The sequence below is a fragment of the Methanosarcina sediminis genome, from assembly GCF_052056915.1.
GTDB lineage: Archaea > Halobacteriota > Methanosarcinia > Methanosarcinales > Methanosarcinaceae > MTP4.
The window spans coordinates 1,634,565-1,650,368 of record NZ_CP195119.1 but is presented as its reverse complement, the minus strand read 5'-3'; the positions used below and the strand labels follow the sequence as shown (position 1 = coordinate 1,650,368).

Here is a 15,804-nt window from a genome sequence, read left to right as displayed (position 1 = left end):
AGCGGCAGAAAAGGGGCAAAAACTCCGGGGAAAACCAATTGTGTGTGACAAACCCTATTCGACGGAGGAGCAAAGGCAGCATTCCTGGCTGTGGGACTTTCCCTCAACTGACAGGCTCAAGACCTGGGTTAAGGCAGTAGCCGGCTGTTCCTCCGAAACCCCCTGAACCGGCTTCAAATCGTTGAGCGTGACAATCTACTAGAAAAAAATAGTTTGTAGTATCTACCTGATTTCCACCTATATTCTGTATTACTTTCATTGGGAGCGATAGCTATGGGAATTAATCTGGAAAAAATGGAAAAAGTGATGAAGTATCGCTGGGTAGTATTTGTTATCCTGGCTCTTGCATACTTCTTCGTCTACTTCCACAGGGTGTCAACCGCTGTGGTTGCGTCTGACATTATGAGCACATTCGGAGTAGGAGCCGCATCTATCGGGCTTCTGGGCTCCGCTTACTTCTATGCATACACAGCAATGCAACTTCCCAGTGGTGTCCTCAGTGACAGCTGGGGTGTTAGAAAGACTGCCGGGGTATTTACCCTTGTGGCTGCTGCAGGAGCAATCCTCTCAGGTCTTGCAACCAGCTTTACGCTGATATTGGTCGGAAGGCTTCTTATCGGAGTCGGTGTGGCAATGGTCTACATCCCTGTGATGAAGATGCTTTCCATCTGGTTCAAGAAGAACGAGTTTGCCTCCATGTCCGGTCTCCTGCTTGCTATAGGGAACATCGGTGCCCTGAGTGCGGCGGGTCCCCTGGCCTTTCTGGCTATATTGCTCGGGGACTGGCAGAGGGTTTTCCTGTTCCTTGGTGTATTCTCCGTCCTGCTGGCTGTAGTCATCCTGATGCTGGTTAAAGACAAGCCGGAAGACATGGACTGTCCCTCTATCCTCGAAATCGAAGCCTATGAAAAGAGCGAGACCTATATCCCCCCGAAAGCAGTTGAAAAGATCCCTATGGGAGATGCCCTCAAGCAGACCTTCAGCTCCGGAATGAAGTTCTGGCCCCTGGCCCTCTGGTTCTTCTTCATGTACGGAAGTCTCATGGTCTACCAGGGTCTCTGGGCGGGTCCTTTCTTCAGGGACGTTCTTGGCTGGGAGAAGACAACCTACGCAAGTGTCCTCTCTTTCGTTGCTGTTGGTATGGTCTTCGGGTGCCCGATTGCCGGTTATCTCTCGGATAAGGTGCTTAAGTCCAGGAAAAAAGTCCTGCTTGCAGGCACTGCCGTGTACATCGTGATCTGGGCAGTTATCTGGTCCCAGGCAGGAAACATTACAAGCACTACGGCATACTCCGCGATCCACTTCCTCTTCGGGTTCTTCGGTGGGTTCTTCGTTGTCTCCTATGCCCAGGTAAAGGAATGGTTCCCCGCAGCAATTGTAGGGACAGCAACCGGTGCATACAATATCTTCCCCTTCCTCGGTGGAGCAATCTTCATGACCCTGACCGGGAAGATGATGGCAGTTGCCGAAGGAGCCACTGCAACCGTAGGTCAGTACAAATCTGTCTGGTTCCTGATGCTTGTATGCATGATCTTTGCCTTCGTATGCCTTTTCGTTTCAAAAGAGAGGGGAGCAGAAAAGGCTGCACCTGTGGAAGTCACTGATAAGAGCGACTCTCCTGCAAGTTCTAAACAGTAAAAACTGACCGGTAAAATCTGAATAATAAATGCTAATCCGTCCCACTCCGAAAAGGGAGTGGGGCACTTTTTAAATGCTAAAATCGGTCAAACTTGATTCAAAAAACGGATGTAAAAAAGGTCCAAGTTCAATCAAAAAACGTTGCTAAAATCGGTCAAACTTGATTCAAAAAACGGATGTAAAAAAGGTCCAAGTTCAATCAAAAAACGTTGCTGAAATCGGTCAAACTTGATTCAAAAAACGGATGTAAAAAAGGTTCAAGTTCAATCAAAAAATGTTGCTAAAATCGGTCAAAATTGATTTAAAAAACGGATGTAAAAAAGGTCCAAGTTCAATCAAAAAACGTTGCTGAAATCGGTCAAACTTGATTTAAAAAACGGATGTAAAAACGGTTCAATTTCAATCAAAAAATGTTGCTAAAATCGGTCAAACTTGATTCAAAAAACGGATGTAAAAAAGGTTCAAGTTCAATCAAAAAATGTTGCTAAAATCGGTCAAAATTGATTTAAAAAACGGATGTAAAAATGGTTCAAGTTCAATCAAAAAACGTTGCTAAAATCGGTCAAAGTTGATTCAAAAACGGATGTAAAAACGGTTCAATTTCAATCAAAAACGGGTGTAAAAAGGGTTCAAGATTTATCCAAAAAAACGGTTGTGAAAAAGGGTTGAATTTTTTCCCTTCTATCTTTAAAGTCCGCATAAACCCCACATGAAACCAAAAAAATCTCCAATTAAATAAATACTCCAACGATCCTCCAAAATAATATGTCAACACTGGACAACTCTCCATGCGAGTCAATCCCCAACAAAACCTCCAAAATTCTGAAGTGTATGGAGAAATCCAAACCCTTTATCCCCTGCTAACCTCAAAACCCTTTAAAAACCCCACAAATTTTACGATAAATGTTCTTCAATGCTTTTTCGAGAGCAGATATTTCCCAAAACGTGCAAAAGATCTAAAAAAACGTGAAGTTCTCTCAAAATGTGTCTGAATGTATGTGTGCAATGTGTGTGCTGTATGTACCCGGTAAAACCGGTGAAGAGCCAGTTTACTTCCTTTCTTCAGAAAGGGAGCTGATGCTGAGTGAAATGCTCAGAAAACCTGATCTATAATGCGGTGGAGGCTTTTTAAGCCCCTGATGGTATCCTCGGATACGAGCCTGTCCTGGAGTTTCAGGAGGTTTTTTTCAGGGTTTCCGCTGTAAATGCGTCCTCCGTGGGTTACGGCGTCGGGGCTGCATCTCCATGCAGTGTGCCCAGCGTTCGCAACCGGGTTCCGGGTTGATTAATCACGCTGATGACAGTGCCTGTCCATATCCCTCTCCTCAAGATGGCACTGTTATCAAATATCCTCCAGAAGTAAGTAAAAGACCTGCAATACCCCCTTTGCAACTGCATATTTGCCATTTTATGCTGCTGCAAGGGATGTTTTGTCTGATCGGAAAGCCCGGGTTACGGGGCTGTTACATTAACCGAAAAGGGTTCGCCATTTCCCGATCGGTTAAGGAAAGTTTCAGGCCGGTACTTTCCGAGATGACGGCAGAAACCTCTCCATTCCTAACCACCAGGAGAAGGAGGGCCATCTCTTCAATAGCTTCAAGATAAACTTTGTCGTTCTCTGCAGTCTTTTTTTCTTGATGCCTGTAACAGGACCGCATGTCTTGAAGCCTTATGTTTTCTTTTTCATATTCTTTTTTACTTTTTCTGTTCCCTGAACCCTCAGTTTCGTAAAGATCTCAGTTTCGTAAAGATCTCAGTTTCGTAAAGATCTCAGTTTCGTAAAGATCTCAGTTTCGTAAAGATCTCAGTTTCGTAAAGATCTCAGTTTTTATAATTTTTCATTTTCTTTTTGATTTATCTTTTTTTTCAAAGGTTACTCGTATAGAGGTTTCCTTCTTCTGTTTTTGATTTAGAAAGGTTCCAATCTTCGGGGGAGGGGGATTCTTCTCTATATTTAAAATTTTTGTTTTTATTGTCTAATTATTTTGTTATTTTTGGAAAATAAATATCGAGCGCTCTTAACATGCTTCAATTAACCTTTTGATACAGGTAAAATAATAAATTATTAATAGTAAAATTACTCATATATTAAGAATGATTATATCTCAAATAATATAATAGCCCTATTTTCCCGTGTTGATATTTGGGACAGTGCTTAGGTATAGTACTGTTATTCTTTCAAAACGAATTTACTCTGAAGAATATTCATATGTTCCCTGGTGATTGAGAGTGGACTCCTCAGGTCTAATTAAAACAATATTCCTATCCGAAAAAAGAAAAAATGTACTGGTCTTGTTGCTAAAAGAGGGACCCAAGAACATAGATGAAATCAAAGATACTCTTGATGTCAGTGCAAGTGCTTTGATGCCTCAGATAAAGAAGCTCCTCAAATTAGACCTGCTTATTTATGACTACAATGAGGATATCTATAAGTTATCTGATATAGGGGCTTTACTAGTTGAAAAAATAGACGATTTCCTTAATATAGCTGATATCTATGTGGAGAACCGAAAGTATTGGGAAATCCGGGACCTCAGTGAAATCCCCTCCCATTTAAGGAAAAGTATAGGTGACCTTGTGCACTCTGAACTGCTGGAGGCAAACAGGGATTGCCTTTTTGAGTTCCCCCCCACTTTCGTGCAAAATGTTCTGGACTCAAAGTACGTAATGATGGCCAGTTCGACTTTTCAGCCCCAAACAGTCAGCATATTTTCAAAGCTTCTGCGCAATAATTCAAAAGTTTCCTGGGTATTTACGGAGCACATCTTAGACAAATACCTGGAGGACTTTCCGGATCAGTTTAATAACTTCCTTACCCACGAAAATATGGATATTTATGTGAGTAAAGGGCATATTGGCCCTCTTGCCCTGGTTGTTACGGACAGGCTCATGGGCATGTGGCTTTTTGACAAGAACAGAAGGTTCGACGGGACTACCCTAATAAATTATGAGGAGAGCGCCCTCGAATGGGGGCGGGAACTTTTCACTTACTATTCACAGACATCCAACCGTGTCTACATCGACCCGGAGACAAGAAAGATGAAGATAACGGGAATGACATCACAAAATCAAAAGGACTCTGATCCTGATCTTTGTCGTTTCTCCCTCTTTTAATGTTTCACATCCCGGCTCTAATTACCCGGTCAGGGATCAGTCAGATTCAGTTTTTAGCTGGGATTGAAGTTGGTCAATTTTTTTTGTCTCCATGTCCTGCAATGTTGATATTCGGACGGGACTTCCTTGATCAGTTATGAGGCCAGAGCCCTTAAATGGGGAAGGAAACTTTTCACTCATTACTCAAACATCTCGAACCTTGCTTACATGATCCGGACACCGGGAAAATGGAGTTCACGGGGTACAATATCACGAAGGCAAACAAGTTCTGAGCATGCCTATTTCGCACTCCGGTTCCTCATTTAAAATTTCTGGTTATATTGGGACTCAACATCACGTTTTTCTCCTGCTAAATTGATGACAGGGTCCGGAATGTGAACTTTAGGATGCTACGTCCTCATGCAATGTCAGTGTCCTCCTTCCCTCCAATAGCAAATATTTCGCTAATTATTGAGATTCGCTCATCAACTGATAAAACTTCACTTTCAACAATCTCCCTCTTTTGAACTTCTCACCTAACACTTGACGTAATAGACATTAATGGTCTGAACAAAAATTATTCTCTTCTCATCAAATCTTTATTCGAAAAACTTGCTCGAATAGGTGTAAAGCCTGTTAGATACCTGAAAATCCGTACTTCCTAAATCCAGTTCTTTATATTCGGTTGTTACAGATAGAAAATTATATATTCATTATGTATGTCTACATGTTTCACGTGCATAAATTTTATATATTATAAACTGTTTCACTGCATTGTCTCACTCAATAACAAGCCTTTTCGTCTTAATCCCCGCGAAAAGTAGCAGTCCGACATATAAGCTTTTTGGGAACTGGGATTGCTGATCTCTCTATTCCTGGTGCTCCCCTTTCGAAAATCAACGGCGTTGATTCTGTAAACAGCGTGACGTTACTATTAACATTGTTTATTTTGCAAGCCTCTTGTTTTAATTAGCAACCATCTAATTTTTGAGTCGGATGCCTTCACATGGGGTTCTTTAATTTTTCACCGATTATTAATCAAATAGAATATTATTGATTTTTTTATATTCATGTTTATTTTTGCATTACCACCGCTGGAATCACTCTGCCGCGTTTTTTCGATGACGGTTAGTATATCTATTTTTGAAACCTATACTTGTTTGCTTTCTGTGAGATATGGAGAAGATCCGGATCCTTCCCCTGCATACCTTTTCAGATGAATATGTGCAGTAGCATATTATTAAAAGAATCAGAGGTGCAAAAATGGATGATTTACCGGAAGAAATCCAGGAACTGATGGAGGCCCTGGACGAAGCTGCAGAAGATGAAGAGGAGGAAGAAATAGAAGAACTTGCCCAGAAGCTTCTGGACACAGGGTTTGACATGAAACCTGTCGCCCTTGAAAAACTCTCTCTCCTTGTTATGGACGGCGAAGAAGAAATGTCCGTGGGCTGGACAAGAGCGGCCCTCAAGTTTGGCCTGGACCCATTCGAAATCCTGCTTAAGGGACTCGCTGAAGGTATGGGCCTGATCGGGAAAAAGTACGAAAATGGAGAGGCATTTGTGCCCCAGCTCCTGATCGCTTCTACTGCAATGTACTCCGGGATGGAGATCATTGCCCCCTTCATGAAACAGGATGAAAACAGCTGCACAAAGCCTGCAACTGTGGTTATTGGAACGGTTGAGGGTGATGTCCATGACATCGGGAAGAGTCTTGTAAAAACTCTGCTCAGTGCAAATGGCTTCAACTGTGTGGACCTTGGAAATGATGTCCCGAGTACCCAGTTCATCGAGGCCGCAAAAGAGAACAGGGCAACAGCAGTTTCCATGAGCACGCTGATGACAACAACCATGGCCGAGATGCCCAAAGTTGTCAAGATGCTCGAAGATGAAGGCCTGAGGGACAAGGTTATGGTGATGGTTGGCGGAGCCCCCATTACAACTCAGTATGCGGCAGAGATCGGTGCTGATGTATCTCCTCACGATGCTGCCAGTGCAGCAAGCTGGCTGAAGGACGCCATTTTTGACTTCCCCTCGGAAGCTGAGAGATGGGACTGAGTTTTCTTTATAAATTTCTTATATTCTAATCGAGAATTGTGGATAAAATAACGAGAAGTCAAATACAAAAAAAGGAGCTATAAAAATGGTAACTGAAATGACCTCCCTGGAAAGGGTTCTTGCAATGCTCAACAAGAAGCCTGTCGACAGGGTTCCGGTAATCACCGGTTCTACAATGGTCAAAGAGTATATCGAGAAGAGTGGTGGAGTTTGGCCTGAGTATCATTCCAACGCAGAAATGATGATTAATGTCGCAGGGCTTATGCACACGGATGCAGGGATCGACAATGTCGTCGCACCTTTCGGCATGTTCACCGAATCTATTGCCCTCGGCCTTGAGGTCAAGATGGGTAAGATTGATATCCAGCCCTCTGTTCGGAGTTTTTTCAAAAAGCCTGAAGAAGTTAATTATGATAACTTCCTTGAAGACAAGTTCATCAAGAATACTATCGACTCCATCAAACTTGCAAAGGAAAGATACCCCGATGCAGCTGTCACTGCCTTCCTTGTTGCCCCTATCACCCTGGCAGGAGACCTGATGGGTGCTGAGAACCTCTCCGTACTCAGTATCAAGTGTCTGCAGAAGGAAAAACAGATGGAAAAGATGAAGGACTGGGTCGCAGTCGCCCTCGAGATCAACAAGATCTATGCCGAGGCCTGCGCCGAAGCCGGAGCTGACATCCTTTACTATTCCGATGCATCTGCATCCCCGAACCTTGTGATGCCCGAATTCTACTATGAAGTAGGGGTTCCGGCAGAAAAGGAGATCGGAGATTTCTCTCACAAACTCGGATGCCCGTGGGAACTCCACATCTGTGGTGACACAACCCCGATTATCGAGGGTATGGCAGCCACCGGTGCAGACTGTCTCAGTGTCGAACAGGCAGTCAAGATGGAAGAAGTTACAAAGATTGCAGGTGATGTGCCTGTTGTCGGGAATGTGACCCCGCTCCTGATGGTTGAAGGTACCGAAGAACAGATCATCGCTGAAACCAGGGCAGCTCTTGACGGAGGAGCAAAAGCAAGCATGCTCGGTTGTGGAACTCCACCTCACAGCACCTCTGACAGGCTTAAGACCTGGGTTAAGGCAGCAGCCGACTGGTCCGCCGAAAACCTCTGATCTGGCGAAACCTTTGTGTGTAAAAATCTTCTAGTAAAAAATAGTTCGTGGTATCTTCCTGAAAAAGGAGCGGTGCCTGAAAAAAAGGGTTTCCTTTTACAGGGACCCAAAATTTCAGGTGCCCACATTTCAGGTGTCCACATTTTTCATTTATATTCTGAGTTATCTTCATTGGAGCGATAGCTATGGGAATTAATCTGGAAAAAATGGAAAAAGTGATGAAGTATCGCTGGGTAGTATTTGTTATCCTGGCATTTGCATACTTCTTCGTATACTTCCACAGGGTGTCAACTGCAGTAGTTGCGTCTGACATCATGAGCACATTCGGAGTAGGGGCCGCATCTGTAGGGCTTCTGGGCTCCGCTTACTTCTATGCATACACAGCAATGCAATTACCGAGTGGAGTCCTCAGTGACAGCTGGGGTGTTAAAAAGACCGCCGGGGTCTTTACCCTTGTGGCTGCCGCAGGCGCAATTCTCTCAGGTGTTGCAACCAGCTTTACGATGATATTGATCGGAAGGCTTCTTATCGGAGTCGGTGTGGCAATGGTCTACATCCCCGTGATGAAGGTCCTGGCCATCTGGTTCAAGAAGAACGAGTTTGCCTCCATGTCCGGTGTCCTGCTCGCTATAGGGAACATCGGTGCCCTGAGTGCGGCAGGTCCTCTGGCCTTCCTGGCTGTAATGCTCGGGGACTGGCAGAGAGTTTTCCTGCTTCTCGGTGTATTCTCCGTCCTGCTGGCCGTAGCCATCTTCATGCTGGTTAAAGACAAGCCTGAAGACATGGGTTGCCCCTCAATCCCCGAAATTGAAGCCCATGAAAAGGGCGAGACCTATGTCCCCCCGAAAGCCGTTGCAAAGATCCCTATGGGAGAAGCCCTCAAGCAGACCTTCGGTGCCGGAATGAAGTTCTGGCCCCTTGCCATCTGGTTCTTCTTCATGTACGGAAGCCTCATGGTCTACCAGGGTCTCTGGGCCGGGCCTTTCTTCAGGGACGTTCTCGGCTGGGAGAAGACAACCTATGCAAGTGTCCTCTCTTTCGTCGCTATCGGTATGATCTTCGGCTGCCCGATTGCCGGTTACCTCTCTGACAAGGTGCTTAAGTCCAGGAAAAAAGTCCTGCTTGCAGGCACTGCCGTGTACATCGTGATCTGGGCAGTTATCTGGTCCCAGGCAGGAAACATTACAGGCACTACGGCATACTCCGCGATCCACTTCCTCTTCGGGTTCTTCGGTGGATTCTTCGTTGTCTCCTATGCCCAGGTAAAGGAATGGTTCCCGGCCTCAATTGTAGGGACTGCAGTCGGTGCATACAATATCTTCCCCTTCCTCGGCGGAGCAATCTTCATGACCCTGACCGGGAAGATGATGGCAGTTGCCGAAGGAGCCACTGCAACAGTAGGCCAGTACAAGTCTGTCTGGTTCCTGATGCTTGTATGCATGGTCTTTGCCTTCGTAGCTCTCTTAGCTTCAAAAGAGCTGGGAGCAGAAAAGACTGCTGCACCTGTGGAAGTTGCTGACAAAAGCGACTCTCCTGCAAGTTCTAAACAGTAAAAACTGACCGGTAAAATCTGAATAATAAGTAACAGCTAATCTGTTACCCCCGAAATGGGAGTGGGGCATTTTTAATGCCAAAAAAGGTTCGAAAAACGGTTCAAGATTCAAAAAACGGTTCAAGATTCAAAAACGGTTCAAGATTCAAAAACGGTTCAAGATTCAAAAACGGTTTAAAGGGTTGAATATCTCCCCAAATTTGCATAAATCTCCAATAAAACCTCCAATAAAATCTCCACTAAAATCTCCAATAAAACCTCCAATAAAACCTCCAATAAAATCTCCACTAAAATCTCCAATAAAACCTCCAATAAAACCTCCAATAAAACCTCCAATAAAACCTTTATTTAAATTTCAACCCTTAATAACCTTCTATAAACCAATCCCCCAACAAAACCCCTATAATTCCCGGTTCACACCACAAATGTGATAATTCGGAGTTAAACGTGAATCAATAGCTGAATCGTATGGAAATGGTTGAAACCTCAATTCCCTGATAACCCCAAACCCTTAAAAAACCCCAAAAAATTTACGATAAAGGTTCTTCGCTGCTTTTTTGGGAGCAGTTCTTTCTCAAAACGGGCAAAAAAATCGAAAAAATATGGAGTTCCCCCAAAACGTGTCTGAATGTATGTGTGCAATATGTATGTTGTATGTTCCCGGTAAAACCGGCGAAGACCCAGTTTACACTTCCTTTCCTCAGAAAGGGAGATGATACCGAATGAAATGCTCAGGAAACCTGATATATAATACGGTGGAGGCTGTTTCGGCCCCTGAAAGTATCCTCGGATACGAGCCTGCCCTGGCCTACTCTTCCAGAAAGGTTTTTTTCAGGGTTTCCGCTGTAAATGCGTCCTCCGTGGGTTACGGCGTCGGGGCTGCATCTCCATGCAGTATGCCCGGCGTTCGCAACTGGTTTCCGGGCTGATTAATCACGCTGATGACAGTGCTTGTCCATATCCCTCTCCTCAAGATGGCACTGTTATCAAATATCCCCCAGAAGTGAGTAAAAGACCTGCAATACCCCTTTGCAGCTGCATATTTGCCATTTTATGCTGCTGCAAGGGATGTTTTGTCTGATCGGAAAGCCCGGGTTACGGGGCTGTTCCATTAACTGAAAAGGGTTCGCCATTTCCCGATCGGTTAAGGAAAGCCTCCGGTCGGGACTTTCCGAGATGACGGCAGAAACCTCTCCATTCCTAACCTCCAGGTTAGAGAGGTCCATAACTCTCTTCAATGGCTTCAAGACAAACTTTGCCTTTCTCTGCAGTCTTTTTTTCTTGATACCTGCAGCTGAATTGCATGTCTTGAAGCCTTATGTTCTCTTTTTCATGTTCTCTTCCTATTTTCCCGTTCCCTGACCCCTCCAGATCGGAAAGATCTCCATTTTTATAATTTATCATTTTCTTTTTGATTTATCTTTTTTTCAAGGGTCAATAGTATAGAGGTTTCTTGCTTCTGTTTTTGATTTAGAAGTGTTCCTATTTTTTGAGGAGGGGATTTTTCTCTATATTTAATCTTTCTGTTTTTATTGTCTAATTATCTGGCTACTTTTGGAAAATAAATATCGAGCGCTTTTAACATACTTTAATTAACTTTTTGATACAGGTTAAAATAATAAATTATTAATAGCAAAATTACTTCATATATTAAAACTGATTATATTGTAAATAAAATAATAAACCTATTTTCCCGTGTTGATATTTGGGATGGTGCTTAGGTGTAGTACTGTTATTCTTTCAAGACGAATTTCCTTTGAAGAATATTCATATGTTTCCTGGTGATTGAGAGTGGACCCCTCCTGCCTTATTAAAACAATATTCCTATCCGAAAAAAGAAAAAATGTACTGGTCTTGTTGCTAAGAGAAGGCCCCAAGAATATAGATGAAATCAAAGACGCACTTGACTTCAGTGCAAGTGCTTTGATGCCTCAGATAAAGAAACTCCTCAAATGGGACCTGCTTACTTACGATCCCAATGAAGATTTATACAAGCTGTCTGACATGGGGGCTTTGATAGTTGAAAAAATAGAAGAATTCCTCAATATCATAAACATCTATGCGGAGAATCATGAGTACTGGGAAACCCGGGACCTTAGTGAAATCCCCTACCATATGAGAAAACGTATCGGTAACCTTGTGCACTGTGAACTGCTGGAAGCAAACAGGGATTGTTTGTTTGAGTTTCACCCAACCTTCGTGGAAAATGTTCTGAATTCCAAGTACGTAATGATGGCCAGTTCGACTTTCCAGCCTCACACAGTCAGCATATTTTCCAAGCTTCTCCGTAATAATTCAAAAGTTACCTGTGTGTTTACGGAGCAGATTTTCAACAAATATCTGGAAGATTACCCGGAACAGTTTAACAGTTTCCTTTCCCATGAAAATATGAACGTCTCCATGCGTAGCGGGCACATCGGCCCCCTTACCCTGGTAGTCACGGACAGGTTCATGGGTCTGTGGCTTTTTGATAAGAATGGAAGGTTCGACGGGACTACCCTGATAAGTTATGAGTCCAGTGCCCTTAAATGGGGTCGGGAACTCTTTACTTACTATTCAAGCATCTCCAACCTTGTCTACATAGACTCGGACACCGGAAAAATGGAGATTACGGGGTATAACATCACAAAGGCCAACAAGTTTTGAGCATGCCCTCTGGTTCCGGAATTCATATTTGAAAAAAAAAGTTGCCTGTAAAGCACAGGCAACGCGGTTAATTTTTTGTCGTTATGGAATATTTTTCCTAACTTCTTTTAACTTTTTCTATATTTTTCTACTTCTTAAGGCTCAATTGTCAGATTTTTCCTGCTGCTTGGATATATCTTTGATCGAAGAGGCCAGTGCCCGGGCAATCACAAGGGCAATAAGTGAGATTACCAGGGGGATTGAAATCACCATGAGGAGATTTCCTTCGTCCGCGTATTTGAACATTAAATAAAAAAGAATCGAGCTTAACAGCATCCCGACAACCAGCATGAAGAGGGCTGGCCCTCCATATATCTTTTCAATCGTGTTACTCATTGTCTGCCCCTTTTGGTGATGGCTTTTTTTGTACAGGAGAAAATGTTTCCGTGCCGGATACATTGTAACATATATTAAATTTGATGTTGCCGCACATAAAACTTTAGTTATTATTTTGATTTTTTTCTTTCAATGATAATAAACTTTACTCTTTGATCTTATGAAAAAAACACGGCATGTGTAATTTTCACTGGTCTCGGTTTCTGCGTTTTTCCTTCATTTCCATCTTCCTTACTTTTTTTCATATTATTGGGTGCCTCTTCCAATGTTGATTTTTACATATGTTCTCCGTTTTTTCTTTCTTTAAACTGGCTGCTGTCTGTTGAATGGGGTTCATTTTTGGAAATAATAACTTGAAAAATTAATTTATATGCCACATTTTAAATTAGTTGACATGATAGTCAAATTAATATACAATGTTGGCCTGACGCGTATTCATTTTTTATTTTTTAATATGTTATTTATATGTACGTTATAATATATTTTTCAAAATGAGTAAATTAATATACAATGTACTCTCAAAGTAAATGTGGAGATTTGTTTTTGATGACTTCGGGTTGAATCTTACTGTTTAAGGTGTGATTGTTGCCCAAATTGTGTTTGTAGGCTGTATTGTCCTGCATTTTTGCAGCTCCAATGAGAAAACTGAACGGTGCATGGAGGTAATATCTTTAGAAAGAATTTGGCAAGTGGTCTAAAAATAATCACATAGGAGGATGATAAATTGGCAAAGTTCGGGGTAAAACCCTGGGTTGTGGATCTGGTCTTTATGCATATTTTGTTTTTGGTGATCCTGTATCTTGTTTACACATATATCGTGCCAACAATAGTTCCGAGATAAGCGTAGAAGGGATTTTGAAGTAAAGCTGGAAGGGTAATTGCATGAATGAAGGACTGGAAAATCAGATTACAGAGGGTGATCAAGTGGCCGAAGGGATGAAAAGTCAGATAGGGGGAAATCAAAAGAAAAGAAGAAAGAAAACCGAGGTTGAAACGGATAACGAAGTGACTGGAATAAGGTCTAAATCTTACTATTTAGATGTAATCTTTATTCAGATTGTGCTTCTGTTGCTCCTATATGGAGTCTGTGTGCTTGTGGTGCCCAAGCTTTCCTGATAAGTAGATCCTGTTTAGCCTGTGTCCTGTTATGACAAGAATTCCGATTCTCGTGTTCCCGTCGGTTGAGATCTTTCCTTTTTCTCTCCCGAAATGGCACCTCTTTCTTTTTTCCTGATTTCCGGGTTTTTTCTGCTGCGTGCCTTTTCTACTGAGTGCCTTTTCTACTGAGTGCCTGTTTTGCTAATTGCTTTTGCTAATTGCTTTTGCGAAGTGTTTTTTTGCAGATTGCTTTTTTGCTACGTATCTTTTCTACTAGGTGCTGTTTTGGTAAGGAATGATGAAAATATAACTTCAGATTTTCGTATCGGGAATTGCTCTATACTCATATAGGTTGTGTTTTTGTTGGTGGAGACATTTGGTGTGTGCATTCAAACCACGGAAAGACACGGAAAAGCACGGAAAAAGATCGGTTGAAAGACGGCAATTAAGGTTGATCTGGCGTTTTGTTCACAGTGGGTTTTGAATCGATTATTTAATGTCCCGGAGTACTCACCGGCCGTCAGGCCGGCTTCCGTGTGTTCCGTGTGCTCCGTGGTTAAGGAATCGTAAACAAAAATACTTGAGATTATATTTGACTTATCCCTAAGCGCTTTTTTGGTGAGTGCTGTTTTGGTGAGTGCTGTTTTGGTAAGTGCTGTTTTGGTAATTGTTTGCCCTGGCCGGCCCCTCTCCTGCATCCGGAAAGGATTTTTTCTGCTTAAAGGTTTGATTTTGAAAAAATATTCTGCAATACCTGTAAAAATGTTCTACCAAAATTTTAGCCGGGAACCAGGTGGAAAAATCCCGGTCCCGGACTCCTCTGCATCTTGGCAAAAACGCTGGTAATCCGAAACATGTTCACTACAGGGCTGTTAAGGGCCTGGCACGAGCCCGCCAGATTCCCTTTGGAAAGTCTCGAAAATGCCCTAACCCGCGGCAAAATCAAAAAATATTTCCATAATATTCGGATTTCTGTGAATTTCTCTATTTATACGTTTCAGGCCCTTCATCCGGTATTGCACTGTAAAATGGTAAAATGCGGCTTACGATCCTGATTTTTAAATATTCGGTGTTACCCCTATGGATGTGGAATACAGGGCGGAAAACTCTGACTTACAAAATAAATCCGCCTCCAGAGGAAAAATATTTAATACTGAATATATAGACATTAAATAAAAAAACGGGGATAGAACGGGAGGAATTAATTTGAAAATAAGGGTTGTGAGTTCAAGAGATGAAATCTTTTCATTGAATCCGAATGAGAGAATAGTGCATATGGCTTTCAGGCCTTCAAACAAGGACATCCTTTCGCTGGTCGAAACCTGCCCGAAGATCGAGGTAATTCAGCTTCCAAAATCATACCGACGGACTGTTTCAACTTCCATCGAAATGTTCCTTGAAATGCAGCGGATCCAGCTCATCGAAGGAGATGTCTGGGGCCACAGGAAGGACATAAACGAGTATTACAGCATCCCTCCATCGGTAATTGAGGAGATAAAAGAACTGAAAATGGAAGGCGAATCTGCCGAAGCTATAGAAGAAAAAGTCTCAAGGGCGAGAAAGCTTAACCCCGAAATGGTCGCATACATCATTAAAAAAGAAGTCACCGTCTAAGCAGCTGAAAATGTTTCAAGTTCTTCATTTTTGGCTCGTTTTCAATATTTTTTGATTTTTCGAATGTAGTGTGAATTGAAGTGTTCGTAGCTTTGCTTTTAGCTGAAGGGCTGGGGTTTTCGAATTTTGTTTTTTGCTCTTTTTCTCTCCGTTATTCCGGGCTTTCTTCGCAGATCATTTTGCAGAGGCCGGAAAACAGCCCGAGGGTTGCGTGGTGCTTTGTGATCTCTTCGCTTGCGCCGGCGAATTCCCGGACAAGCGGGTTTTTCCGGAGGTCTTCAAGGCTGAGGTTTTGAGGAGCAGGCCCGGAAGCCGGATAGGAAGGTGCGACAAGCTCTGCGCTTATACCATTACCCTGAAATTGGCTCATTGCCTGGCGGCTTGTGCTCAATTTTTGTGTTTTTTATGGCAGGGGAAGGCGTTGATTCTGTCGCTTTTTCTCAGAAGGTGGAGCGCACGGCACGGCGGACGGCGGCAGAATAGCTGTCGTACTGTTTTTCGGTGTTTACGACCCGATCCAGAATATCACATACATCAGGCCCGAGACTCAATGTTTTTCTATACTGTTCATTGGTATCTGATGATTTCATTATCATATAGTATGATAAAA

16 protein-coding genes are annotated in these 15,804 nt (G+C 42.9%); 11 read left to right on the top strand and 5 right to left on the bottom strand.

What is annotated here, in order from left to right; genetic code table 11:
- Positions 1-40: 40 nt before the first annotated feature.
- Both ACSAZK_RS06925 and ACSAZK_RS06920 read left to right on the top strand, forming a co-directional pair.
- Entirely contained in the window at positions 41-166 is a 126-nt protein-coding gene (locus ACSAZK_RS06925; RefSeq protein WP_440956632.1) for a hypothetical protein, read from the top strand.
- A gap of 107 nt (positions 167-273) precedes the next feature.
- Positions 274-1,638 carry an MFS transporter gene (locus tag ACSAZK_RS06920; RefSeq protein ID WP_440956631.1) on the top strand — a complete coding sequence of 455 codons (1,365 nt, stop codon included), beginning with the start codon at positions 274-276 and terminating at the stop codon, positions 1,636-1,638.
- 1,463 nt (positions 1,639-3,101) lie between these two features.
- Here ACSAZK_RS06920 and ACSAZK_RS06915 read toward each other — a convergent pair.
- Positions 3,102-3,296, bottom strand: coding sequence for a hypothetical protein (locus ACSAZK_RS06915; protein ID WP_440956630.1), 195 nt, complete (start codon positions 3,294-3,296; stop codon positions 3,102-3,104).
- A 634-nt stretch (positions 3,297-3,930) separates the two neighbouring features.
- Here ACSAZK_RS06915 and ACSAZK_RS06910 point away from each other — a divergent pair.
- From ACSAZK_RS06910 to ACSAZK_RS06885, 6 genes are all read left to right on the top strand, one after another.
- Positions 3,931-4,752 (top strand): helix-turn-helix transcriptional regulator, encoded by an 822-nt coding sequence (locus ACSAZK_RS06910; RefSeq protein WP_440956629.1) that lies wholly within the window; start codon positions 3,931-3,933, stop codon positions 4,750-4,752.
- Between the two features lie 1,242 nt (positions 4,753-5,994).
- Entirely contained in the window at positions 5,995-6,789 is a 795-nt protein-coding gene (locus ACSAZK_RS06905; protein WP_440956628.1) for a corrinoid protein, read from the top strand.
- A gap of 85 nt (positions 6,790-6,874) precedes the next feature.
- A complete protein-coding gene (locus tag ACSAZK_RS06900; RefSeq protein ID WP_440956627.1) occupies positions 6,875-7,909 on the top strand; it encodes a uroporphyrinogen decarboxylase family protein in 1,035 nt (344 codons plus the stop codon).
- A 185-nt stretch (positions 7,910-8,094) separates the two neighbouring features.
- Positions 8,095-9,462, top strand: coding sequence for an MFS transporter (locus ACSAZK_RS06895; protein WP_440956626.1), 1,368 nt, complete (start codon positions 8,095-8,097; stop codon positions 9,460-9,462).
- 199 nt (positions 9,463-9,661) lie between these two features.
- A complete protein-coding gene (locus ACSAZK_RS06890; protein ID WP_440956625.1) occupies positions 9,662-9,892 on the top strand; it encodes a hypothetical protein in 231 nt (76 codons plus the stop codon).
- Positions 9,893-10,183: 291 nt separating this feature from the next.
- Positions 10,184-10,390 (top strand): hypothetical protein, encoded by a 207-nt coding sequence (locus ACSAZK_RS06885; protein WP_440956624.1) that lies wholly within the window; start codon positions 10,184-10,186, stop codon positions 10,388-10,390.
- A 283-nt stretch (positions 10,391-10,673) separates the two neighbouring features.
- Here ACSAZK_RS06885 and ACSAZK_RS06880 read toward each other — a convergent pair whose 3' ends face one another.
- A complete protein-coding gene (locus ACSAZK_RS06880; protein ID WP_440956623.1) occupies positions 10,674-10,865 on the bottom strand; it encodes a hypothetical protein in 192 nt (63 codons plus the stop codon).
- A 450-nt stretch (positions 10,866-11,315) separates the two neighbouring features.
- Between ACSAZK_RS06880 and ACSAZK_RS06875 the strand changes: the two genes are divergently transcribed.
- Positions 11,316-12,107 (top strand): helix-turn-helix transcriptional regulator, encoded by a 792-nt coding sequence (locus ACSAZK_RS06875; RefSeq protein WP_440956622.1) that lies wholly within the window; start codon positions 11,316-11,318, stop codon positions 12,105-12,107.
- 141 nt (positions 12,108-12,248) lie between these two features.
- Here the strand turns inward: ACSAZK_RS06875 and ACSAZK_RS06870 are convergent, their stop codons facing one another.
- On the bottom strand, positions 12,249-12,482 hold the full coding sequence (locus tag ACSAZK_RS06870; RefSeq protein WP_440956621.1) for a hypothetical protein: 234 nt from the start codon (positions 12,480-12,482) through the stop codon (positions 12,249-12,251).
- Between the two features lie 882 nt (positions 12,483-13,364).
- On the opposite strand from ACSAZK_RS06870, the gene ACSAZK_RS06865 reads away from it, so the two are divergent.
- Positions 13,365-13,598 carry a hypothetical protein gene (locus ACSAZK_RS06865; protein WP_440956620.1) on the top strand — a complete coding sequence of 78 codons (234 nt, stop codon included), beginning with the start codon at positions 13,365-13,367 and terminating at the stop codon, positions 13,596-13,598.
- Between the two features lie 1,188 nt (positions 13,599-14,786).
- Positions 14,787-15,194 (top strand): DUF1699 family protein, encoded by a 408-nt coding sequence (locus ACSAZK_RS06860; RefSeq protein ID WP_048177790.1) that lies wholly within the window; start codon positions 14,787-14,789, stop codon positions 15,192-15,194.
- Between the two features lie 151 nt (positions 15,195-15,345).
- Here the strand turns inward: ACSAZK_RS06860 and ACSAZK_RS06855 are convergent, their stop codons facing one another.
- Positions 15,346-15,585 carry a hypothetical protein gene (locus tag ACSAZK_RS06855; RefSeq protein WP_440956619.1) on the bottom strand — a complete coding sequence of 80 codons (240 nt, stop codon included), beginning with the start codon at positions 15,583-15,585 and terminating at the stop codon, positions 15,346-15,348.
- 49 nt (positions 15,586-15,634) lie between these two features.
- Entirely contained in the window at positions 15,635-15,784 is a 150-nt protein-coding gene (locus tag ACSAZK_RS06850) for a hypothetical protein (RefSeq protein WP_440956618.1), read from the bottom strand.
- Positions 15,785-15,804 lie beyond the last annotated feature (20 nt).

Bases quoted from the DNA above. Each gene is read 5' to 3' on its own strand.
- ACSAZK_RS06885 (WP_440956624.1), top strand. From the start codon at position 10,184: ATGAAATGCTCAGGAAACCTGATATATAATACGGTGGAGGCTGTTTCG.
- ACSAZK_RS06865 (WP_440956620.1), top strand. From the start codon at position 13,365: ATGAATGAAGGACTGGAAAATCAGATTACAGAGGGTGATCAAGTGGCC.
- ACSAZK_RS06850 (WP_440956618.1), bottom strand. From the start codon at position 15,784: ATGAAATCATCAGATACCAATGAACAGTATAGAAAAACATTGAGTCTC.
- ACSAZK_RS06880 (WP_440956623.1), bottom strand. From the start codon at position 10,865: ATGATAAATTATAAAAATGGAGATCTTTCCGATCTGGAGGGGTCAGGG.
- ACSAZK_RS06895 (WP_440956626.1), top strand. From the start codon at position 8,095: ATGGGAATTAATCTGGAAAAAATGGAAAAAGTGATGAAGTATCGCTGG.
- ACSAZK_RS06870 (WP_440956621.1), bottom strand. From the start codon at position 12,482: ATGAGTAACACGATTGAAAAGATATATGGAGGGCCAGCCCTCTTCATG.
- ACSAZK_RS06915 (WP_440956630.1), bottom strand. From the start codon at position 3,296: ATGCGGTCCTGTTACAGGCATCAAGAAAAAAAGACTGCAGAGAACGAC.
- ACSAZK_RS06900 (WP_440956627.1), top strand. From the start codon at position 6,875: ATGGTAACTGAAATGACCTCCCTGGAAAGGGTTCTTGCAATGCTCAAC.
- ACSAZK_RS06920 (WP_440956631.1), top strand. From the start codon at position 274: ATGGGAATTAATCTGGAAAAAATGGAAAAAGTGATGAAGTATCGCTGG.
- ACSAZK_RS06905 (WP_440956628.1), top strand. From the start codon at position 5,995: ATGGATGATTTACCGGAAGAAATCCAGGAACTGATGGAGGCCCTGGAC.